Source organism: Singulisphaera chitinilytica, assembly GCF_049331405.1.
Classification (GTDB): Bacteria; Planctomycetota; Planctomycetia; order Isosphaerales; family Isosphaeraceae; genus PoT.
In genome coordinates this window covers 4,713,621-4,733,552 of the sequence record NZ_CP186274.1, presented here as the reverse complement: position 1 = coordinate 4,733,552, position 19,932 = coordinate 4,713,621, and the positions used below count along the sequence as shown (strand labels likewise).

The window sequence follows — 19,932 nt, the reverse complement described above, 5'->3', positions numbered from 1 at the left end:
CCAGCATAACGTAATCCACGCGGGTTATGCGTCACGGCCTGTTCAAGGCCCTGGGCTCGGCACCTTCCTCGACGAGGTAAGCACGATCGGCGTCGAGACTGTTCCAGGACTGAGACTTTCCCGAGGGCCAGTGGATCTCCAGCCGGTCGACCTTCGCCGCGCCGGCGAGGCCGAAGTGCAGGGTTTGGGCGTGCGACGAGAGGTAGCCCGTGCCCGACGTGAGCCATCGCGTGGACTTCGTCCCCCCAGCCTCGCAGACGACCCTGGTGCCCACCGGGAATTTCCCCGAACGCGTCCCGCGCAAGTTGATCTTGAGCCAGTGACCCGGGTTGGCCGAGCGGTTCCAGAGCAGGGCGACCGGGGCGTCTCGCAAGACTGCAACAAGGTCGAGTCGGCCGTCATTGTCGAGGTCGCCGAGGGCCAGGCCTCGGCCCACCTTGGGCGACGCGAGGAAGGGGGAGGCCGCAGATCCCGCTAGCAGGAACTGCCCCTGACCCCGGTTCCAGTAGAGCTGGGCTGGCTGGGCCATCGGGCTGTTGACCCAGGGCTGGTCGTCGACATGGCCGTTGACGACGAAGAGGTCGAGCCGGCCGTCGTTGTCGACGTCGAGGCTCGCCGCGCCGAAGCCGGTGGTCGCCCGGCTTGGGGCATCGAGCCCGGCCGCGAGGGTCGAGTCCACGAACAGGCCGCCCCCCGCATTCAGCCGCAGGGTGTTCGGCTCGTTGAGGAAGTTGGTGTGATAGAGGTCGATCCGGCCGTCGCCGTCGAGGTCGTCGGCGACGACCCCCATGCTCGCCGTGGCCTGGCCCGAGCCGTCGCAAGCGACCCCCGACGACAGGCCCGTCTCCTCGAATTTCAGGCCTCCGAGGTTGCGGAAGAGATAGTTCGGGGTCGCGTCGTTGGCGATGAAGAGGTCGAGCTTGGCGTCGTCGTCGAAGTCGGCGATCGCCAGGCCGAGACCTCGCCCTCGGGGCAACTCGATCCCGGCCTCGCGGCTCACGTCGGCGAAGGTGCCGTCGCCGTTGTTGCGGAAGATCTGGTCGAACTGATCGGGGAAACGGCCGGGAGAGCAGTGGATCGGATGCCCCGACTGATCCACGCAAGGGGGCGCCGTGGCCGGGTCGGCCTCGACGTAGGAGACGACCACGAGGTCGAGATCGCCGTCGCCGTCGAGGTCCCCGAAGCCCGAGGCCGTGGTCCAGCGACCGGAGGCGACGCCGGCCTTGGACGTCACGTCCTCGAACGTCCCGTCCCCCTTGTTGCGATAGAGGATCGTGTGGCGATATCCGGTCACGAAGAGGTCATCGTGGCCGTCGTTGTCGTAGTCGGCCACGGTGCAGCCCATGCCGTAGCCGAAGCCCGCGACGTTGGCACGCGCCGTCACGTCTTCAAACGTCCTGTCCCCCTTGTTGCGATACAGGCGGTTGGGGCGAGGGGGATGGTTCGGGTCGATCGGGAGTCGGCAGCCGTTGACGAGGTAGATGTCGAGATAACCGTCCTCGTCGAAATCGATCAGGCCGACACCCCCGCCCATGGTGTCGACGACGAAGTGGTCGCCGTTCGCCCCGCTGTCGTAAACGAAGTCGAGGCCGGCCGCCGCTGCACCCTCCTCGAAGAGGATCGATGCGGGCACTTGAGACTCGGCCACAACAGGAACCGGAGTCGCGACGGCCTCGACCTCGCGTCGAACCGGGCTCGCCAGGGCGAAGGGGAGTTCCTCGAGCGGCCCGACCTTCGTCAGTGGCTCCAGGGCTTTCGTCGCCGACGCGAGTTCGGGGTCGTACCTGAGGGCCATCTCGAACCAGGCGCGAGCCTCGGCGGGCATGCCCGCCTCGAGGCAGAGCGTCCCGAGCCGTTCGCAGTTCGTCGCGTTGAAGCCTTCTCCTCGCGCATCGGCTAGCGCGTTTTGCAGTGCCCGATGGCGGAGCCGGATGGCCTCCGCGCGATCGAGGCATTCCCGACCCTCCTTCGCCTTTCCCGTCCGGGTGAGGATCTGCCCCAGTCGGAAAAGGGACTCCCGGCTCTCCGGGTGGGTCGCGACGGCCTCGTGGTAGAACCGGAGGGCATCGGCCTCGTCATGCGCCCCCTCGGCGAGCCTGCCGGCGAGGACCGACCATGCTGCGGCGACCGCACGAGGACGCTCGGGGCGACGGCCAAGGACTTTCTCAGGGGCGGGAGGTGATTTGGGGATCGACTCGGCTCGGCCGAGTCTGCGGACGCACTCAGCCAGCGCGAACCGGCCCGTGAGATCGTTCTCGAGCGCGGTCGAGGCCGATTCGAGATATGTCAGGGCTTCGGCGTCTTGCCCTCGCCAGTGCAACGAAAGACCCTTGGCATGCCTGAGCCAGGGATCGTCCGGCGTCATCCTGAGGAAGCGCTCGAGATCGGGGCCGAAGCCGCGAACATCGTTCTCGATGAGGAATAGTGCGTCGACGAGTTCGGCCAGGACGCTCGGATCGGGTCGGGCCCGGTAGATCTCCCAGAGCACGCTGCGGGCCTCCGCAGTTCGAAGCTCCAGGCTGTAGAGATAGACGAGACGCTTCCGGGCGGGGATCGCCGAGGGGTCGGCCGCGGCCATTTCGCGGAAGGCTCGCTCGGCCTCCGCGGCGTCGCCGAGCTGGAGCTCGAGCTCGCCGGTCATCCCCAGGGCATAGACCCAGGAAGGATCTTCGTTGCGAACCTTCTTGAGCGGCTCGAGGGCCTCCGAGGGTTTCCCCCTCGCCACATTCAGGGCGGCGGCGGTCAGCCACCCCTGGCCGTGGTCGGGGTTCTCGCTCAACCAGTCGGGAAGCCGGCGCTCGACCGAGTTCCAATCCCCTCGGTCGAGGGCCGCCTGGATGGGGGCCCAGCGAGCCGTTTTCGCCGGAGCCTTGCCGCCCGCGGGACCTTGCGACAATCGCCAGGCACCCCAGGCGAACATCGCAAGCAGGACCGAACCTGCGATCACCCCGACGATCCAGATCCAACGCCTCGAGGCGACCTGAGCGGCTTGAGGAGACGACATCGTCTCGACTCCAGGATTGTTGAATCATCCAGTCCGTTCGATCGGGCTGCTATCGGCAGCGGCCACCTTGCGTGGGTCGGGAGAACTCCCGATCCACCTCGATCGACTCCAGCTCATGCCCGACGATTGACGACGGGCCCCTGGTCGGATGATTCTCCAACATCGACGAGACATTCACTAGATCAAGTTAACATCGCGCATTCCGGGATGACAATTTTTCTTATGGCGATCAGGCAAGTTAGTCCGAAGAGCATGGAGTCATGAAGCCAGAGTTCAAAGGATTCTATCGTTGTGCGGTCGTTTTCCTTAATACGTCATAAATCCACGGCCTCTGGCCGTGCGACCCGAAGAGCTTCGAGCGATCCGACGTGCAATGAAATAGGCTCCTCCTTCCAGGAAGGCCCCGAGGGGCAGGAAGGAGGAGCCTATGCACGAATGGCAGAGCCTTTCCCATGTCCGGTGGGAATGCAAGTACCACGTCGTGATCATACCGAAGTACCGCCGCAAAGTCTTCTACGGAAGGCTTCGGCATCAGATCGGCCCGATCCTTCGGGAATTGTGCCGTCAACGCGGGATCGATCTGTTGGAAGGGCACGCGATGCCCGACCACATCCACCTGTGCTTGAGCATACCGCCCAAGTATAGCGTGGCGAACACGATCGGGTTCCTGAAGGGCAAGAGCGCCGTCCGGATCCATCGTGAGCTGTTGAAGGAGCCGCCGGATGACGGGCCTGCATTTCTGGGCGACGGGTTATTGCGTGAGCACGGTGGGCCTTGATGAGGCCCGGGTGCGGCAGTACATCCGCGAGCAGGATGAGCTGGATCGTCGGCAGGGCGAGTTGAACCTGGAGTAACCCCGTAGGCCCCGAGGGGGCCTTCCTGGCCTTACGCCCCCCGCGGGGGCTACCGCATGTACCGGGCTCCGACGGAGCGACTCAAGTCATCGCCCCCAACGGGGGCTTCCTCACGTATCGGGCCCCCTCGGGGGGCCTTCCTGATACCTCGGCCTCCGGCCGAGGAGCCTCATTTGCGAATACAAGTGATGACTATGGTGGACCCCGAAAACTGGACCATCTGTTAAGCTACTCAGACGGGTCTGAGGAGGAGGACGGATGGCGAGGAAGCGGCAAGTCCACACGGCGGCGTTCAAGGCTCAAGTCGCCCTGGCGGCCCTCAAGGGAGACCGCACGATCAACGAGTTGGCCGGCCACTATGGCGTCCATCCCACATCGATCCATGGCTGGAAGAAGCAGCTCATCAGCAGTGCCGAGGAGGTCTTCGGGAGTCCGGCCAAGGCGGCCTCGGCTGACGCCGAGGCACGCCAGGCCGAACTCTTCGAACAGATCGAGCGCCTCAAGATGGAACTCGAGTGGCTGAAAAAAAAAGTCGCCCCATTCAGTTGAGGACCGAAGGCCCTTGATCGAGCCGGATCATCCCCGGTTGAGCGTGCGCCGCCAGTGCGAGTTGCTGGGGCTGAGCCGATCGAGCCTCTACTACCGACCTGCGGGTGAGTCGCCCGAGGACCTGCGCCTGATGCGGTTGATCGACGAGCAATATACGGCATGCCCGTTCTACGGCAGCCGCAAGATGACCGCCTGGCTGGAACAACGAGGTGAGGAGGTCAATCGGAAGCGAGTACAGCGCCTGATGCGGAAGATGGGCCTGGAAGCGATCTATGCCAAGCCCAGGCTGAGTCAGGCCGGGAGAGGCCATAAGATCTACCCTTATCTCTTGCGAGGTGTCAAAGCCCGGCGAGCGGACCACGTGTGGAGCACGGACATCACTTATGTGCCGATGAGTGGAGGGTTCATGTACCTGGCGGCGGTGATCGACTGGTACAGCCGGTACGTGATCGGCTGGCGGCTGTCGAACACGCTGGACGGCTCCTTCTGCCTGGAGATGTTGGAAGATGCCTTGAGGTCGGGGAAGCCCGAGGTGTTCAACACGGACCAAGGGGTCCAGTTCACGGCCGAGGCGTTCACCGGGAGGCTTGAGGCGGCCGGGATAGCCGTGAGCATGGATGGACGCGGCAGGGCATTGGATAACGTGTTCGTCGAACGGCTCTGGAGGACCGTGAAATACGAAGATATTTACATCCAAGGCTACGAGACGGTGCCGGAGCTGCAGCGAGGGTTGAGGCGATACTTCGGCTTCTATAACGAGGATCGGCTCCACGAATCCCTGGGGTACCGGACTCCAGGGACGGTCTACCGAGCGGACAGAGCCACGACGGCCTGATTGGACAGTAGCGAAGGATCGCCGTTTTTTGGTCTAGACAATGGGGTCCACCTCAGACTAAAGAATTCAGAGAACTGGGCGAGGTGTGGATTTAATTCTGGCCAAGGATGTCTCGAACCCTGGCCGAGAACGTCCTAGGATGAGTGGAGAATCCGCCGTGCCCACCGGGAAATCTGGCGGCCTCAGTCCCCAGTGTCCTGGCCAGCTCCAGGGCGCATTGATGAGGGAATGCCTTCTCCGACGTGAGGCCAACGGCAGGGACGATCGCCGAGGACACCGAGCGAAGCGCATCGAGGTCGAGCCTGTGCCGTCGAACGGCCGGGGCATCGTGGGTGAGGAAGAACTCGAGATTGGCGAGTCGGTTCAGCTTCGGACGAGGCTGCGTTCGTCTCGCCGCAGAGCATGGGCGAACTGCTAACGTCACTCGTGCGAGGAAGCCTCATCAGCCGTTCGCCCGACCCGCAGAATGCAAGGATCTTGTGTGCCAGGCTCACGCCCGAAGGCGAGCAACTCCATGAGCGAGGCAGTGCGGTTGTTGCCCGCGTTGAGGTCCAACTCGTCTCCCAACTCTCACCGGAGGAGCAGGAACTGTTTCGAGGGTTTCTGCTCCGCTGCTGGGAGTCTCTCGGCGGCGAATAAGTGATATCGACTGGGGTAGGGCATTACCCTCCCGAGGGCGGCGGATCCGCGGGGAACTGGAAGGCATAGAGCTTGGCCGAGCGTGCCGTGATGTGTAGCGAGATGGGACGTCCTCGCAACGCGGTGAGGTCTGACTTCCCCTTCCAACGAACCGGCACGTCGAGGAAGTTGCCGCCGATCTCCTCGCAATCGGCTCGCGTGAAGCCCGGGATGGGCTCTCCTCGCTCGTCGCGGATCTCGACGAAGGCCGTGCCCATCGCCCCTGTGTCGATGTTGAGCCGGAGGTGTGTGCCGACGAAGGTGATCGGCGGGGTCGTCAGCGTCCCGCCCCCATAGGCGAAGTCCGCCGACATGAAGCCGTCGACGCGCTGGCGAAGCGCACCGATGGCGGACTTCGGGGGCACGGCCTGGTCGTACTCGGGCCTGAGGATGGCCGAGTCGTGCATCCGTCCGCTCGACCAGTGGTACTGATAAAGCGAATTCCCGCGGCGAACCATCCCCACGCCCATCATCGCCAGCCAGCGATCCCACTCGTCGGGCAGCCCCATCGGCACGTAGGGTCGTCGATCCGGCCGTTCCCATGTGATCCCGTCCCGGCTGACCGCCATCTGCACCTCGAACATCCCGTCGTCGTTGCCCGGCTTGAAGCGGAACCACGGTTGTTGCCTCGGCGAGAAATGGCGGAACACCGAGGGGAACATGAGATACACGTCCTGCGCGTAGGGATAGAGGCAGGCCGCGTTGGTATAGAGGTCGCTGTGCGGGTTGTCATGCTCGTCGACAGAAAGGACCGCCTGGATGTTCTCCGGCGAAGGCGGGCTGAGGAGCGGGTCGGTCTGGCGGAACGGCCAGGGTTTGAGCAGGTCATCCGTCTCGATCCGACCGACCCGGCGTTGATTCTCTTGATTTCGGACGAAGACCCGCAGGAAGACGACATACTTCTTGATGCGTGAATCCCAGTCCGCAATCAGCGAAGTCTCCGGCCACATCGGCAGGACCCGGCCCGCCTCCGTGAAATGGATGCCGTCGGCGGAATAAGACGCATAGACGCCCGCCCTGGCCGGGTCGTCCGTGACCTTCGAGCGGAAGAGCTTGTAACGCCGCTCGGGGACGTCGATCGAGTCGACCATGATCGTGGCGTCGATGGCGTCGTCGGGATAGATGACGTTGTTCGCCTTACTCCCGCCGACCTCAACCAGGCCCAGCGCGGGCTTGGTCCAGTGCAGTCCATTGTCGCTTTCGGCATAGCAGAGCCCGTGGCCGGAATCGAGGAAAGCCCCGTAATACATCTTGAACTTCCCGCCGTCCTCGATGACGCGGAAATACCCGCCCGTCCCCTTCTCCCAGGGCTCCTTCGAGGAGTCGAGCACGATGCCCAACTTTTGCGCCGGGTTCATCGTCAGCGCGATGCCATCGCTCCTGGCGACGAAACGACGATCGATAAAAAGTTGCTTGCGATCCCCCACAGAAATCGCGGCCGACGCCTCTTGCCCCGTCGCCGTCGAGCCTGCGGCACTTGCTATCTGATCGACTCTTCTTGGAATTGGGTCACCACCGGCCGAACCCAGAAATCCACCTGCAGCGGCTAGGAACTCACGCCGACCAACTGATTCGCCCATGATGCTATGTCCTTCGGGATGGTGAAGAGGATTGCCGTTCACGCGCGAAACAATGGCGGTCGAAGAGCCTCGCCTCATTCCGTCCTTGTAAACGGAATGTTGTATCGCGGCAATGAATTTATCCGGATCTGAAGCATGCAGACTGATTGGGTTTTCAGTCTGGAGATCCTTGGAACCCAGAGTTTTAAAAGTGTCTAGTGAGTTAATATTTTATTTTTGATGAAGTGTTGACTGATTGGGGCCATCCCTTCATCTCGCAGCACATTTCAAAAAAGAACGACCGTGCGATTTTGTGCTTGTCGCTTCACGACCGGTCGTGCTATTTTTGTGGTCATGGGAAAGAAACTCCACGAAACGCGCGAGCGGCTCCTCCAGCAGGGGCTCGCACTGATGAGCCGGGATGGCATGGCGGGCGTCACGCTCGGCCAGCTTGCTGAGCAGGTCGGGATGTCGAAGAGCGGGGTGTTCGCCCACTTCAGATCAAAGGACGAGGTCCAGATCGGCCTGCTCGAGCAGATGGCGAGAGTTGCCGCTCCCGTGGTTGTCGAACCGGCCATGGCCGCCCCCGAGGGCCTTCCTCGGCTCGAAGCCCTCGTCAGCAATTGGCTCGGCTGGGCGAGTCGCGCGGGCCTTCCCGGCGGATGCCCAGTGGCCGCCGCGATGTTCGAACTCGACGATGCGGAAGGGCCCGTCCGCGACAAGGTCGCCGCCATGGAGGCCGAGTGGCGTGACCTGCTGGAAGGCTTCACCCGCTGGGCCGTCGAACTGGGGCATCTGCGAGCCGACCTCGACGTCGAGCAGTTCGTCTGGGAACTCTGCGGCATCTACCTGAGCCATCACACCAGCCAACGCTTCCTCCGCCGCCCCGACTCCGACAACCGGGCCTTCACGGCTTTCCAGGCTCTGTTGGAGCGGGCCACGCCAGAAAAGTCCGTACGTCGATAAACCTCACCGGCGTCAGTTTCACGATCATTCTCAAATGGGCAGGGGATCGTGCGCGCACCGGCCGCCCTATTTTCGGAGAAGAGCCATGCCAATGATATCGGATCTGCACATGATTGATGTTATCTCTCCCGTTGCTGTGGCGATCGTATATGTCCTCATTTGCTCGCGCATCAGGGAGCCTTCGCGGAGGAATTTCAACGCGATCATGATCGCAGGGGCAGGCGCCGCGTACCTGAACGGAGGTATGGGGATCTGGGAGTTCGTCTTCACCCCAGTCATCACATTCCTGGCCTTCAAGGGCCTACATGACTACCGCTACATCGGCCTCGGCTGGCTCCTGCACACGGCCTGGGACGTCGTCCATCATCGCTACGGCTCGCCCATCGTCCCTTTCTCACCGACCTCTTCGGCGGGCTGCGCGATCTGCGACACGATCCTGGCCCTCTGGTGCTTCGCGGGCGGGCCGTCGCTCCTGGATCTCAAATCGCAATCCATCGCAACCGAGAGCGCCCGCTGAGTCTCGGGCCGCTCTGAGCGATCCAACGCGTCCGATCGCCTCTCTCGGCGAGACGTCCTTGGGGCGGTGCGCCACCGGTGCGCGCCGCGACATCGAAGTCCCTTTGGAGATCGTAGATATGAACCGGAGGCAATTCGGCGGAATCGCCGCCTCGACGCTTGCGGCCCCTTTTGTCGCTTCAGCCGGCGAGTCGCAGTCACCCGACCTCAAGATCCAGCCGATGCACTCGGATCGGCGACCGGAGATTGGCATGCTGCTCTATCCCGGCCTCACGCTGATGGACCTGCTCGGCCCCCAGACGGCCTTATCCATCTCGTGCAACGTCCACCTGATCTGGAAGTCCCGCGAATTCCTCGAGTCGGACACGGGCATCGCCCTTCGTCCCACCGCAGCTTTCGCCGACTGCCCGAAGGAGCTTGACGCCCTCTTCGTCGGCGGCGGCCCCGGCCAGTTCGGCATCATGAACGACCCTGAGACCATCGCCTTCCTCGCAGACTGCGGCTCTCGAGCCAGATACATCACCTCCGTCTGCTCGGGATCTCTCCTGCTTGGCGCCGCAGGCCTGATGCGAGGCTACAAAGCAACGAGCCATTGGGCCTGCCGCGACCTCCTATCGATATTCGGCGCCACGCCCGTCGACGCACGCGTCGTGGTCGATCGCAATCGGATCACCGGCGGCGGAGTGACCGCGGGCCTGGACTTCGGACTAGTCCTCCTGGCCAAGCTCCTCGGCGAAGGCATCGCCAAGATGACCCAACTCGCGATGGAGTACGACCTCGAGCCTCCCTTCCACTCGACCGAAATAGTAGTCATGTCCGTCGATCGTGACGACGGCTTGGGAGGTCGGATTGTGATGCCGGTAGGACGGGGTGCGGTTTCGAAATGCCAACGGAGCGGCCCTCCAATCCGGTAGTCTACCGGATATCTTGGAGACTTTTGGCCGCTCCGCTCAAAAGGCGTGTAAGCGTAAGTGCTTTCGGCGTGACACTTTCGGGTAATGGGCGATGCAGGACTCGAACCTGCGACCTCCAGCGTGTCGAAAGATTAGGCTGTAGCCGACACGAGCACCCTAAACCCTTGGGCGAGCGGAAGTTTAGCGGAAACGACTTGTGTTGCAAGGGCAAACAAAAGGGTACGAGAAACGGCGTAAATACGCGGTATCATGGGCGCAAAGAGGTATCAAAACGGTACGGCCTGGCATCGCCAAATTGATGGGGTAGGGGACTTGGTTACAGGTAGTCCCATCGGGGGTGAAAACACGCCGGACGGTAAAGAGTAGGGGAACAATCGTCCCAATCGTCCCGACAGTCCCAGATGGGCTTTGTGAGGGACGCAAGTCTTTTGTTGAAAAAGACTTGCGAAGTGGAGAATTACGGGACGGTTGCTCTGCCTGATCGTCCCGACCGTCCCGGGCAACCGTCCCGAACCGTCCCTCGGGGAGACCCGGGTGCTGCGTGTGGCCTGTGACGCTGACCAGGTGGAAACCTGGCCAAAGAAACACTATGATCGAATTGCACGGGTGGGTGTATCGCCGGCCAGCGATTCATCCCAAGCGACGTCCGGCGCAACTCCCTACCCTCTGTCGCGCCGGGCGTCGGCCCGGGTATAGAGGGTAGACCCACCATGCGACCGCATCCGCTTCCCAGGTCGATCTTCCTGATCCAGAAGCTCCTCGAAGAGATAGAGGTATATCTACAGCACTACACCCCACTGATCTCGCGTTATCGCCAAGTGCTAGACGACGCGAGGGCTGGCACGGAACAAGATGAAGATCAACATCGCCGCTTCGTCGAGGAACTCTCCAAGGGCGGACCTTCCCTGATAAAGAGCGTGAGATACTTGGACTTCCCTTTCGAATGGAAGGGGAGCGAGGAGTTTCCCCTCGAACAAGAGCGCTGGCTCAGGGGACTTGAAAGCTCGCCCGACGCACCCTTGGCTGCTGCGGCGGCGGTAGTGGAGCTTGCGATGAAGCTCCAGAATGATCTGCTGGAGCGAGCGGCCGAGCTAGAACTGCCGCCGAAGGAGCAGCCGGAGTGGTTGGTTGGAAGTCGGGCGGACCTCAATGAGGCCTTGGGCGTCAGCAGAAAATACCCCAATTACCTCGAAAAGCTCGAGCAAGAAGGGACTTTGAAATTCGAGCGTCGGGGTAAGAAATTCGCCGTCTTGCTTGTCGACCTTGAGCTTTTCAAAAGAGCTCGTGGGAAGCTCCAAGAGATACGCGAAGGTTGAAATCGCGCGGAGCGAAAGCCCAACCCCGGGCGTATAATTTCGTATAATTGCAACTGCACATCTTGATCGTATCGTACAATCCTTGTGACGCGGCACCAATAACGCGAAACACACGAGGATGACGATGCGAACACTTAATACTCAAGCCCGTCGCAGCACGACGCAGTTGGCACAGGACGAAGGTGTGCACGCCGCGAGCGTCCACCGTTGGATCCGCCGCGGGGTGATAGGTCCCGATGGTGAACGTATCCGACTGCGTGCCACGAGAGTTGGCGGCCGGTGGTACGTGGGTGCGGAGGACTGGTCCGCATTCGGAACGGCATTGAATGCCGAGCCGGCGAAGGGGCCGCAGGTCGTCTCGCCCTCGGCCCGCTCACGCGCGGCCATCGCGGCCGCGGCCGAACTGGCCCGCCTGGGGATCTAGGCCGCGGTCGGAAAAAGAGAAACGCCCCGAGGCCGAGAACCTCGAGGCGATCCGGTGTGTTCGTTTTGTCGGCCGTTCGCGCGGCCGTCGGGAGACCCAACATGGCTACACAACATACTATCCCTCCCCTGGGCAGCTGGCAAGCCCCGCCTCGACCCACTGAGGCCGAGATCGAGGACGCGCTCTATAGGGCCGCCCGCCGCGGTCGTAGCGATACCGCCCGGCGGCTCGCCCGCGTCCTGGGCCGGCGTGGAATCCTCGTCTGCTCCTCCGCCGAGGAGGGCCGGCGATGAACGAGAGGTCGGATTTCGAGCGGGTGTCGTCGACCCAGCGATGCCCCGTCTGCGGCAAGGGCGACTGGTGCTTGCGCAGTCCCGACGACTCCGCGGCGATCTGCTCACGCACCTCGCAGGGGGCGGTCCGCAGAATTGGCGATGCCGGTTGGCTCTTCAGATTCGACTCCGAGCAACCCTGTTCTCCCCGATGGAGGACAATACGCCTCGGGACCTCGACGTCGTTCGCGGACATGACGCGTCTCGCCGAGGAATTCCAGCGGGACGTGGACCCCGAGCGCCTCAGGCGCTTCGCCTCTTCGCTCGGGATTTCGCCTTCGGGGCTTCAACGGCTCGGCGTAGGCTGGGCTGAAGAGTATGACGCGTGGACCTTTCCGATGGTGGGGTCTGACGACCGGGTGATCGGAGTCCGGCTTAGACTCTCCGGCGGCCGCAAAATCTCGATCCGCGGCGGTCATGAGGGAATTTTTGTCCCCGCTGATCTGCATGGGTCGGAGCCCCTACTAATCGCCGAGGGTGCATCTGACACGTGTGCATTGCTGGATTTGGGGTTTGAGACGATCGGTCGTCCATCGTGCCGCGGTGGGACCAGGATTGTCCTCGAATTCGTGAGGAGGCGACGGCCGTCCCAAGTCGCAATCATGGCCGATGGTGATGCACCGGGCCTCGAAGGGGCGAAAGCACTCGCGGGCCGCCTGATGGTCTCTTGCCCTCGGGTCGTCATCGTCACTCCGCCCGAAGGCATCAAGGACGTGCGAGCCTGGAAAATGGCCGGCGCCACCCGGGAATCGGTCCTTACAAATATCCGCGCCTCCGCCGAGACGAAGATGCGGATTACGACCGAGCTCCTGCCCCTCCCAATGAGAAACAGGGGGGGACATGTCCGCCGAACCTTCCGCTAATGGACATGCTTACGGCCGGAAGGTCGTCCTGAAGTTCAGGCCCGTGAATCGCAACGGCCGCGGGACCTTGGCGGCGTTCGAGGGCGATTCACCGCTTTTCGTCGACACTCTGGACCTGACGAAGACCATCGACCGAGATCGTTACGTCTCTACCTTCGCCCAGGCCCATCCGGGGGTCGACCCCGCGGAAGTCGCCGCGAAGCTGCTCGAATTGGTGGGCTCGCTCGTCAATGCTCGAGAGGACGGAGGTGAGAACAAGGTTGGGTTCGAGACGCAGGCCCAGGCGTTGATACGGCTTGCCGAGGATGTGGAATTTTTCCGAACTGCCGATGCCAAGCTCTACGCCTGCCTCGCCGTCGAGGAACACCGCGAGGTGCACCAGATCAAGAGTGCGTCCTTCCGGCGTTGGCTCGTACGTGCCTTCTACCTGGAGACCGGAGGTCCACCATCGTCGGATGCCATGTCGGCGGCTTTGGGCGTTCTCGAGGCCAAGTGCGAGTTCGAAAGTCCGCTTGATGTGGTTTGGACCCGAATTGCGGCCGGTTCAGACGGCTCGATCTACCTGGACCTGTGCGATGACGCTTGGAGCGCCGTCGAGATCGACAAGTCGGGCTGGCGCGTCATCTCGAATCCTCCGGTGAGGTTCCGACGCGCGAAAGGGATGGGGAGCCTGCCGACACCGAAGCCGGGTGGCTCCGTCGACCTCCTCAGGAAGTATGTCAACGTCGCGGACGAGGAGGATTGGAGACTCCTCGTCGCAGCGATGGCCGCTTACTTGAGGCCAGGCGGGCCATTTCCCGTCCTCATCGTCAACGGCGAACAAGGCTCAGCGAAGAGCACGACCACTCGCGTGATCCGCAAGTGTATCGATCCCAACGGCACGCTCCTCAGGTGCGAGCCGCGCGAAGTCCGTGATTTGATGATAGGGGCGAGCAATAGCTGGGTGCTCACGCTCGACAATCTGTCCACTGTCGTCCCTTGGCTGTCCGATGCGCTCTGCCGGTTGGCCACCGGCGGCGGATATGCCGTCCGGATGCTCTATGAGAACGACGAAGAGGCCTTCTTTGATGCCATGAGGCCTGTGATCCTCAACGGCATCGGCGACGACGTCGTGTCGCGATTCGACCTCCTCGATCGCAGCGTCATCCTGTCCCTCCCGAGCATCCCCGAGGAATCTCGGCGAGAGGAGAATCTATTCTGGGCCGATTTTGAGGACGACTTGCCCCTGATCCTTGGCGGATTGCTCGATGCCGTCGCGGGAGGACTCAGGATCCTTGACGAGGTGAGACTCGAGAAGCTCCCCCGTTTGGCGGATTTCGGGCGATGGTCCGAGGCCGTCGGGCGTGCCCTGGGGTGGGGAGAAGGTGCAGCGATCTCGGCATACGCGAGGAATCGGAGATCTTCCGACGAGAGGGCGGTCGAGGGCTCGGTGGTCGCATCGGCAATTTGCAAGCTTGTCGCAGATGCCTCGTTCGAGGGCAATGCGCAGGAGCTCATGGATCGGTTGGGCGACATAGTCGGAGAGAAGGTGACGCGCTCGAAGGGCTGGCCGCAGTCGCCGCGGGGCATGTCCAGCAGCCTGGCTCGCGTCATCCCCGCCTTGCGAAAGTTCGGGATCCAGGTCGTCAATGAACGGGCCGCAGGCGGGCAGCGGAAGCGATTGATCCGCATCACGAACCAAGGCCAGGTCGACGAAGTCGGACCGCTCGCCTCGATTTCCTCGGATGACGTCTGGTCAACTACCTCCGGTTCAAATCCGGGGGCAGGGCAGGGGGGCGAGTCTACTCGCAGGCCAGGCCCCGTCCCAGCCGTACGCATAAGCGAAGATGGTCGCTTCGAGGAGGCGAGGTTATGAGCACTCCCGCCGACGAAGCCCTCCTCGACCTGCTCGCCAGTATCGGCGTCAAGGTTTCGGTCGAGGGAGAGGAATTGTTCGTCCGCGCCCTCAGGGGAATCCTGAGCGACGACGACTGGGCCGTGATCGGCGAGAGCAAGGCGGGGCTCGTCGACCTGATCAAACGACGCGAGACACCGGTCAACACGATTCCCAGCTATGCCTGGCGCGAGCAGATCGCATCCTGGCCGGGCTCCTGGCGCCGGCGATGGGGCATGCTAGCGAATCGCATGCAGGAAGAGGAAGCCGGCTGGAAGGAAGCGGAGATGCGTGCGTTCGACTCGGTCCGCGCGGAGATGCTCGCGATCGAGCCGGACCGGCCTCGAAGGAGGAAAGTCATGGCATGAGTCGATCGAATGCGTCGGCCCCCGGCCTGGTAGGGGGGGTGCTGACGCCATGAGCAAGCGGCGTGGTCATTCGGAATCAGTGGTTCAATCTTCACGTTTGGGAGTCAATCAAATGAGCTATCGAATCCCCCAGCTATATGACCGGGTCAGCGTCATGGACCGCGAGGGCCGCCAAGCGACCTGCATGGTCGTCGGCCTCCGGAACCCGGGCCATCCCCAGGGCGAGCTCCTCGTCAACCCGATCCGAGACCTCAGCATGAACTGGAGCCGAAGCATCCCGTTCAGCGATGGCCCTCGCCCCGGTCACTGGTGCTGGCCTACGAGCCAAGCATCGGGGGCCGCCTCGAGTGATCCGCTCTCGCCCCACCCGCTCTCGCCCACTCGGGGCAGCCGAGTCAAGGTCGTGCGCAACGGCCAGCTCGTCGGGGCGACGGTCATGGCCTCCGACGACACCTCGAATCCTCGAGCCTCGATCATCGCGTGTGCTGATGGTGACTACCTGGGCCTCAGCACCCCGGCCGAGAGGCGCTACCAGTTCGCCGACCTGCCGCCCCGGGAAGGCTGCTGGTGCTGGTGAGTCGGCCACCAACTTACTACGCGGGCCGACTCACGGAGTTGGCCCAAGCCCTCATAGACCCGAGAGACCTCACATGCCAAAGCATGCAGAAGCATCGAAGAGAGCAGCCGGACTCGCTGACGAGCTCGTCACCCGGGCAACGACGATCTTATCGTGGCCGGTAATCGATACCCAACTCGAGGCCGGTCCTGCCGGCCCTCAAGTTGTTCTCAGGCCGTCTCAGGAGTGGTCCCGCGCGGCCGCCCTCGAGGCCCTCGAGGTGGCGTATAAGCTGCGAGTCCTGGCCTTCGAGACGTTGTGCCCTGCAGCCCCGGCTCCCAAGCCTCGGGCTCGTCGGGAGCGGAGGCCAGCGAAGCCGTGAGGCGAGCTTCAATCGCCCCCTGCGCCAGGGTTTTGCGCCGCTTCGGAGGTACACCCTTCAAGCGACAAACCCGGGCCGATGGGGGACATGGTGAGCATCCTGGCCCGCATCGCTGCGCGGTGGGCTTCGACGCGGCGAGTGGCTTCGCCCTGGGCCTCGGTCACAGGGCGAGGCATCACCACCACTCGCTCCTCCTGGCCCTGGATCTCCAGGGCTCGGGCGATGGCGTTGCCGGCGAGTTCGGCTCCTTCCTTGGCGACCGAGGCGGCGGCCCGGATAGTGGCTGGAGGCACCGGGTTGACGATGGTGACCTTGCCGTCGGCGTCGTGGCTCTGTTGGAGAATCGGAAAAGTGGCCAGCAGGCGGCCTTGGCGCAGCAGAAGCTGGCCGGTCTCGAAGGACTGCTCGAGCAACTCGTCCCGCCTTCTGACCCAGCGTTGGGCGGAAGCTCGCTCGGCCTCCTCGACGGCTTTCTGACGGATCCGAGATTGATGCGTGTCCCAAGCGAGGGCACGGGAGGGCCAAGCGTGGTCCGAACTCCATTTTTTGAGCCTGCCCGGTGCCCGCTTGGTGCCCTCTTGGTGCCCCCCGAGGCGTCGCGCAACCTCGTCTATCGCACGGCCGGCCCCGAGATCGCGATACACCAGGAACGCACGATAAGCGGGACCGCTCTCGTCGGGCAGTCGCTCCCAGGGCTGTGGTTCGTCGCCGGTTCTCATCAAAACAAGCATATAAAATGTCTAGGCTTATGGCGAGCCTTCGTCGCCATCGAAACTCACGGGATCGTCGACATGCCAACCCCGAGCCAAGATCCGGCGGCCGAGCACACGCCCGAGGAGGCCGAATTCCTGGCCTGGGTCGCATCCTGGGACGGCCAGGAGCAGCCCGCGTTGCTCTCCTTCCTCGCCCGCTACACACGGCTTAATGCCCGGATGAGGGCCAGGCGGGGCGAGCCGGACGAGTCCATTCGCGAGGACCTCATGTCCAGGTCGGTACGCGCATCCGCGGATCTCCACCCCGGGGCCAGGCGGCTTTTTCTCCAGACGATCCGAGATCGGATTGACGAGGCCCTCGCCCCCACACCCGAACGCACTCGCGCCTCTCAAGCCCCGGAGGACAGCCCATCGACTCAAGACCCGCTGGCCGCCGCCCAAGCCGAGATCTCGGGACCTTGACGCACCAAAAACAACTTTGGTGATCGGATCACCAAAGGGACCGCTGATGGGACACATCACTTTGGAGGGCAAAAATGACGCACAACACACGGGGCCTCGAGCCGGCCCAGGACCCGGGGCAACGAAATTTCGACCGCTGGGTCGAATCGAAGGATATCGACCTCGAAAACGCGACCGGCCTGCTGGCCCTAGCCGCGCCGAACGCCGACGACAGCTACCCCGAGATGTCCCCCGGCCCGCAGCGTTGCCAGGTCGTCGAGGTGCATGACGACGGACCTATCGCGCCCGGAACCAAGGCCAGGCTCGAGCCTATCCCGGGGCTATTCGTCGAAGCAACCAACCGCGGACCGCTGATTCCGCCGCCCGGCACGCCACTCCTGCTGCTCCGGGAGGGCGAGTCGTGGGTCTTCTCCTGGGGGACGACGAGTAACTTATGAGCATTAATGATCCCGAGTCCGACTGGGTCCGTGAAAGTTTGATCGACGTCCGTCGGGTGCTCGAGCAGCGGCCGCAAGGACGCGCGATCATCGGCTCCTCCACGATCGTCGGGAGGGTAGCCGACGACGTTGAGGCGAATTTCGGGCCTTTCAAATACCTGAAGATCCATCCCGTCACGAAGTACCCCCCGATCGACCAGACCGGGGCCCACGTCGACGCGCCGGAGTTCGACGAGGACCAGGTTGTCTACGTGCTGGTCATCGGAAGTTGCACGCCGCGGCCCGGCGACATGATCGTCGCCCACTCGATCTCCGAGGGCGGCCGGTGGGTCTACTACGACGCCTGCGCCACCATCATCTGCGTGAAGTTCACCCAGTGCGGGGCCCTCGTCGCCGGCCTGCAAGCCTTCGTCGGCCTGTATGATGCCGCGGATCCGGACAAGACGATCATCAATGACTGCTTCGCAATGCTGGGCCTCGTCGAGCTGACCCTCGACAATCCGGGCTCGGGGTACATCGATCGAGTCGGATATCCGCTGGTCTTCACCAACTACAGCATGAGTGGGCCCTATCAGGGGCCGATCGGCCTCTTCGACGTCGCCGACGGCAAGGTCAAGAACGTCCGCATCGTCAACCCCGGGGTCGGCATGACCAAGGCCCCGACCGTCTCGCTCCCCAGCTTCGCGGGCCCGGGGACGGGGGCCCATATCACCGCGAAGGTCGCGCCCACCTGCTGCCTCGGGGTCCGGAAGCTGACGACCTACGGGATCGTCGCCCAGGACTCCCTCCGGAACTTCAGCGTCGAGGGGACGGTGGATCCCGTCGACAGCGACACCGTGATGGTCGAGCTGGACATGCCCAGCTTCGCCAAGTTGCGGGTGGACTTCATCACGAACGGGTGCTCGACGCTCGCGGGCGTGTTCAGCGTCACGCTCACGGGCCCGGGCGGCTATTCCCAGACGCTGACGCCGACGCTCGCCAACCCCTACTCCGTGACCTTCAGCGGAATCATCCCTGCGGGCGACTTCACGCTCTCTTATGTAATCATCAACGGGACGCCGCTGCCGCCCCAGGTCGTGCACATCGAGCACTGCGACAACCTTGTGGTCAACGTCCCGCTCCAGGGACAGATGATCACGAACACGGTCAAGGTGATCGCTTGCACCTCCATCGCAGGGCCGGCGCTCCCGAACGCCACGGTCACGATCACCAACGCATCGGGGACGCCCCCCTACTTCGCCACGGGGACGACCGACAGCAACGGCTTCTTCACCTTCACCGGCGCGTACAACCAGTGCAACTACATCTTCTCGGTCACGCCCCCGCCCGACTGCGCGGGCTGGGTCGCGCCGCCATCGCAGACGGCCACGCCCACGGCGAAACTGTTCCTGGTCGACCGGCTGCCGGGCTACGGCTGCCTCGCCGTCCCCCGCCCCGTCACGATCCCGCCTACGGTCACGATCTCCGGCCCGGCCGGGGCCTTCACCGCCACCCTGACCGATCCGCTAACCAGCGTCTACGACGGGATCCTGACGCTGTCTGCCAACGTGACGAGTTGCCTGCCGCCGTCGTTCGGAGACAGCTACGCGCCGGCCAACATCGACCTCCAGGTGGGGTACTCCGTGGGCCGAGTGATCTTGTTCCGATTCCGTTCGTGCGGCGGGCCTCTGTTCCATGTCGCGCTCGTCGCCGGGACTCCAGTCGACGCCGTCGGCAGCTCCGGGGCCAACGTCACCGCCTATTGCCCGCTACACGACGTGATGACAATCACACAAGCCGATGTCGACCGCGTCACAAACCAGCTACCGATCAGCGCCGACCTCAGCCAGCTCGTCGGGACGTGGACCGTGGTGGAGTAAATCCGAATGGCATGCGAACATTTCCCGCTGATCGACGGCCTCGACATACCCGAGGCGACTCGCGAGGTGTACTGCCGCCTGACTCGCGAGGACCATCCCGGGCACCTCGTCTACCGGCGGGACATCGAGGCCATCGCCGCAGGCAGGCCATTCGAGCGGGATCAGTCGTGCGGGGCCGGGACCGCGACAATTCAAGGCGGGGCCTCGCACGAAGACGCGAAGCCGACCATCACCCGCATCAACAGCGACCCCGAGCCGACCAACCACTACACCGACCTTTTGAAGCTCGTGGAAGCTTGCGAGCATCGCGGCGAGCAGATCAAGGGCGAGGCCGGGTGCGGCTGCGACAGGACCTGGCACTGCGCGATGAAAAAGGGCCCGTTCGTCACGAGCCCTTTCGAAGTCAGCAAGTCGGATTGCGTCCGGGGCGAACTCTCCGAATAAGCCGAATCTGCACTATCCGCATTCTTTG

The 19,932-nt window shown here is 63.4% G+C and carries 18 protein-coding genes and 1 pseudogene; 16 read left to right on the top strand and 3 right to left on the bottom strand.

All coding sequences use genetic code 11. From position 1 onward, the window contains the following. Positions 1 to 31 precede the first annotated feature (31 nt). The gene (locus ACOYYX_RS18840) at positions 32 to 3,004 is read right to left on the bottom strand and encodes an FG-GAP-like repeat-containing protein (RefSeq protein ID WP_422931456.1); all 2,973 of its coding nucleotides are present in this window, start codon (positions 3,002 to 3,004) and stop codon (positions 32 to 34) included. Between the two features lie 427 nt (positions 3,005 to 3,431). On the opposite strand from ACOYYX_RS18840, the pseudogene tnpA reads away from it, so the two are divergent. Together tnpA and ACOYYX_RS18830 are read left to right on the top strand one after the other, a co-directional pair. After that, positions 3,432 to 3,858, top strand: a pseudogene (gene tnpA, locus ACOYYX_RS18835) (IS200/IS605 family transposase). Positions 3,859 to 4,116: 258 nt separating this feature from the next. After that, a protein-coding gene (locus ACOYYX_RS18830) for an IS3 family transposase (RefSeq protein WP_422931455.1) occupies positions 4,117 to 5,242 on the top strand; the annotation gives its coding sequence in 2 pieces (ribosomal slippage) (positions 4,117 to 4,400 and positions 4,399 to 5,242; 1,128 coding nt in all). Positions 5,243 to 5,904: 662 nt separating this feature from the next. Here ACOYYX_RS18830 and ACOYYX_RS18825 read toward each other — a convergent pair. Then, a complete protein-coding gene (locus ACOYYX_RS18825) occupies positions 5,905 to 7,278 on the bottom strand; it encodes a hypothetical protein (RefSeq protein WP_422931454.1) in 1,374 nt (457 codons plus the stop codon). A gap of 555 nt (positions 7,279 to 7,833) precedes the next feature. Between ACOYYX_RS18825 and ACOYYX_RS18820 the strand changes: the two genes are divergently transcribed. The 10 genes from ACOYYX_RS18820 to ACOYYX_RS18775 all read left to right on the top strand — a co-directional run bounded on the left by ACOYYX_RS18820 (position 7,834) and on the right by ACOYYX_RS18775 (position 15,628). Continuing rightward, positions 7,834 to 8,445 (top strand): TetR/AcrR family transcriptional regulator, encoded by a 612-nt coding sequence (locus ACOYYX_RS18820; protein WP_422931453.1) that lies wholly within the window; start codon positions 7,834 to 7,836, stop codon positions 8,443 to 8,445. 34 nt (positions 8,446 to 8,479) lie between these two features. Next, positions 8,480 to 8,962 (top strand): DUF6010 family protein, encoded by a 483-nt coding sequence (locus ACOYYX_RS18815; protein WP_422931452.1) that lies wholly within the window; start codon positions 8,480 to 8,482, stop codon positions 8,960 to 8,962. A gap of 118 nt (positions 8,963 to 9,080) precedes the next feature. After that, positions 9,081 to 9,875: a DJ-1/PfpI family protein gene (locus ACOYYX_RS18810; RefSeq protein ID WP_422931451.1), complete on the top strand. Its 795-nt coding sequence runs from the start codon at positions 9,081 to 9,083 to the stop codon at positions 9,873 to 9,875. 710 nt (positions 9,876 to 10,585) lie between these two features. Beyond that, complete coding sequence (locus ACOYYX_RS18805; RefSeq protein WP_422931450.1) at positions 10,586 to 11,191, top strand: hypothetical protein; 606 nt, start codon at positions 10,586 to 10,588, stop codon at positions 11,189 to 11,191. Between the two features lie 124 nt (positions 11,192 to 11,315). Beyond that, on the top strand, positions 11,316 to 11,615 hold the full coding sequence (locus tag ACOYYX_RS18800) for a hypothetical protein (protein WP_422931449.1): 300 nt from the start codon (positions 11,316 to 11,318) through the stop codon (positions 11,613 to 11,615). Positions 11,616 to 11,716: 101 nt separating this feature from the next. Further along, positions 11,717 to 11,908 (top strand): hypothetical protein, encoded by a 192-nt coding sequence (locus ACOYYX_RS18795; protein WP_422931448.1) that lies wholly within the window; start codon positions 11,717 to 11,719, stop codon positions 11,906 to 11,908. A gap of 233 nt (positions 11,909 to 12,141) precedes the next feature. Next, positions 12,142 to 12,810: a hypothetical protein gene (locus ACOYYX_RS18790; protein ID WP_422931447.1), complete on the top strand. Its 669-nt coding sequence runs from the start codon at positions 12,142 to 12,144 to the stop codon at positions 12,808 to 12,810. Then, positions 12,788 to 14,665, top strand: a complete 1,878-nt coding sequence (locus tag ACOYYX_RS18785; RefSeq protein WP_422931446.1) for a hypothetical protein — start codon at positions 12,788 to 12,790, stop codon at positions 14,663 to 14,665. Before ACOYYX_RS18790 ends, ACOYYX_RS18785 begins: the two co-directional genes overlap by 23 nt. Beyond that, a complete protein-coding gene (locus ACOYYX_RS18780; protein ID WP_422931445.1) occupies positions 14,662 to 15,051 on the top strand; it encodes a hypothetical protein in 390 nt (129 codons plus the stop codon). Before ACOYYX_RS18785 ends, ACOYYX_RS18780 begins: the two co-directional genes overlap by 4 nt. Positions 15,052 to 15,163: 112 nt before the next feature. Continuing rightward, positions 15,164 to 15,628, top strand: coding sequence for a hypothetical protein (locus tag ACOYYX_RS18775; protein WP_422931444.1), 465 nt, complete (start codon positions 15,164 to 15,166; stop codon positions 15,626 to 15,628). Positions 15,629 to 15,997: 369 nt separating this feature from the next. Here the strand turns inward: ACOYYX_RS18775 and ACOYYX_RS18770 are convergent, their stop codons facing one another. Next, the gene (locus ACOYYX_RS18770; protein ID WP_422931443.1) at positions 15,998 to 16,402 is read right to left on the bottom strand and encodes a hypothetical protein; all 405 of its coding nucleotides are present in this window, start codon (positions 16,400 to 16,402) and stop codon (positions 15,998 to 16,000) included. Positions 16,403 to 16,780: 378 nt separating this feature from the next. Between ACOYYX_RS18770 and ACOYYX_RS18765 the strand changes: the two genes are divergently transcribed. The 4 genes from ACOYYX_RS18765 (at position 16,781) to ACOYYX_RS18750 (ending at position 19,904) form a co-directional block, all read left to right on the top strand. Then, a complete protein-coding gene (locus ACOYYX_RS18765; RefSeq protein WP_422931442.1) occupies positions 16,781 to 17,164 on the top strand; it encodes a hypothetical protein in 384 nt (127 codons plus the stop codon). A gap of 74 nt (positions 17,165 to 17,238) precedes the next feature. Continuing rightward, positions 17,239 to 17,601 carry a hypothetical protein gene (locus ACOYYX_RS18760; protein WP_422931441.1) on the top strand — a complete coding sequence of 121 codons (363 nt, stop codon included), beginning with the start codon at positions 17,239 to 17,241 and terminating at the stop codon, positions 17,599 to 17,601. Further along, positions 17,598 to 19,460, top strand: coding sequence for a hypothetical protein (locus ACOYYX_RS18755; protein ID WP_422931440.1), 1,863 nt, complete (start codon positions 17,598 to 17,600; stop codon positions 19,458 to 19,460). Before ACOYYX_RS18760 ends, ACOYYX_RS18755 begins: the two co-directional genes overlap by 4 nt. Before the next feature lie 6 nt (positions 19,461 to 19,466). Next, positions 19,467 to 19,904 carry a hypothetical protein gene (locus tag ACOYYX_RS18750; protein ID WP_422931439.1) on the top strand — a complete coding sequence of 146 codons (438 nt, stop codon included), beginning with the start codon at positions 19,467 to 19,469 and terminating at the stop codon, positions 19,902 to 19,904. Positions 19,905 to 19,932: the final 28 nt, after the last annotated feature.

Bases quoted from the DNA above. Each gene is read 5' to 3' on its own strand.
- ACOYYX_RS18795 (WP_422931448.1), top strand. From the start codon at position 11,717: ATGGCTACACAACATACTATCCCTCCCCTGGGCAGCTGGCAAGCCCCG.
- ACOYYX_RS18750 (WP_422931439.1), top strand. From the start codon at position 19,467: ATGGCATGCGAACATTTCCCGCTGATCGACGGCCTCGACATACCCGAG.
- ACOYYX_RS18755 (WP_422931440.1), top strand. From the start codon at position 17,598: ATGAGCATTAATGATCCCGAGTCCGACTGGGTCCGTGAAAGTTTGATC.
- ACOYYX_RS18775 (WP_422931444.1), top strand. From the start codon at position 15,164: ATGAGCTATCGAATCCCCCAGCTATATGACCGGGTCAGCGTCATGGAC.
- ACOYYX_RS18780 (WP_422931445.1), top strand. From the start codon at position 14,662: ATGAGCACTCCCGCCGACGAAGCCCTCCTCGACCTGCTCGCCAGTATC.
- ACOYYX_RS18820 (WP_422931453.1), top strand. From the start codon at position 7,834: ATGGGAAAGAAACTCCACGAAACGCGCGAGCGGCTCCTCCAGCAGGGG.
- ACOYYX_RS18800 (WP_422931449.1), top strand. From the start codon at position 11,316: ATGCGAACACTTAATACTCAAGCCCGTCGCAGCACGACGCAGTTGGCA.
- ACOYYX_RS18785 (WP_422931446.1), top strand. From the start codon at position 12,788: ATGTCCGCCGAACCTTCCGCTAATGGACATGCTTACGGCCGGAAGGTC.
- ACOYYX_RS18825 (WP_422931454.1), bottom strand. From the start codon at position 7,278: ATGAACCCGGCGCAAAAGTTGGGCATCGTGCTCGACTCCTCGAAGGAG.
- ACOYYX_RS18765 (WP_422931442.1), top strand. From the start codon at position 16,781: ATGCCAACCCCGAGCCAAGATCCGGCGGCCGAGCACACGCCCGAGGAG.
- ACOYYX_RS18805 (WP_422931450.1), top strand. From the start codon at position 10,586: ATGCGACCGCATCCGCTTCCCAGGTCGATCTTCCTGATCCAGAAGCTC.
- ACOYYX_RS18790 (WP_422931447.1), top strand. From the start codon at position 12,142: ATGACGCGTCTCGCCGAGGAATTCCAGCGGGACGTGGACCCCGAGCGC.
- ACOYYX_RS18815 (WP_422931452.1), top strand. From the start codon at position 8,480: ATGGGCAGGGGATCGTGCGCGCACCGGCCGCCCTATTTTCGGAGAAGA.
- ACOYYX_RS18810 (WP_422931451.1), top strand. From the start codon at position 9,081: ATGAACCGGAGGCAATTCGGCGGAATCGCCGCCTCGACGCTTGCGGCC.
- ACOYYX_RS18760 (WP_422931441.1), top strand. From the start codon at position 17,239: ATGACGCACAACACACGGGGCCTCGAGCCGGCCCAGGACCCGGGGCAA.
- ACOYYX_RS18840 (WP_422931456.1), bottom strand. From the start codon at position 3,004: ATGTCGTCTCCTCAAGCCGCTCAGGTCGCCTCGAGGCGTTGGATCTGG.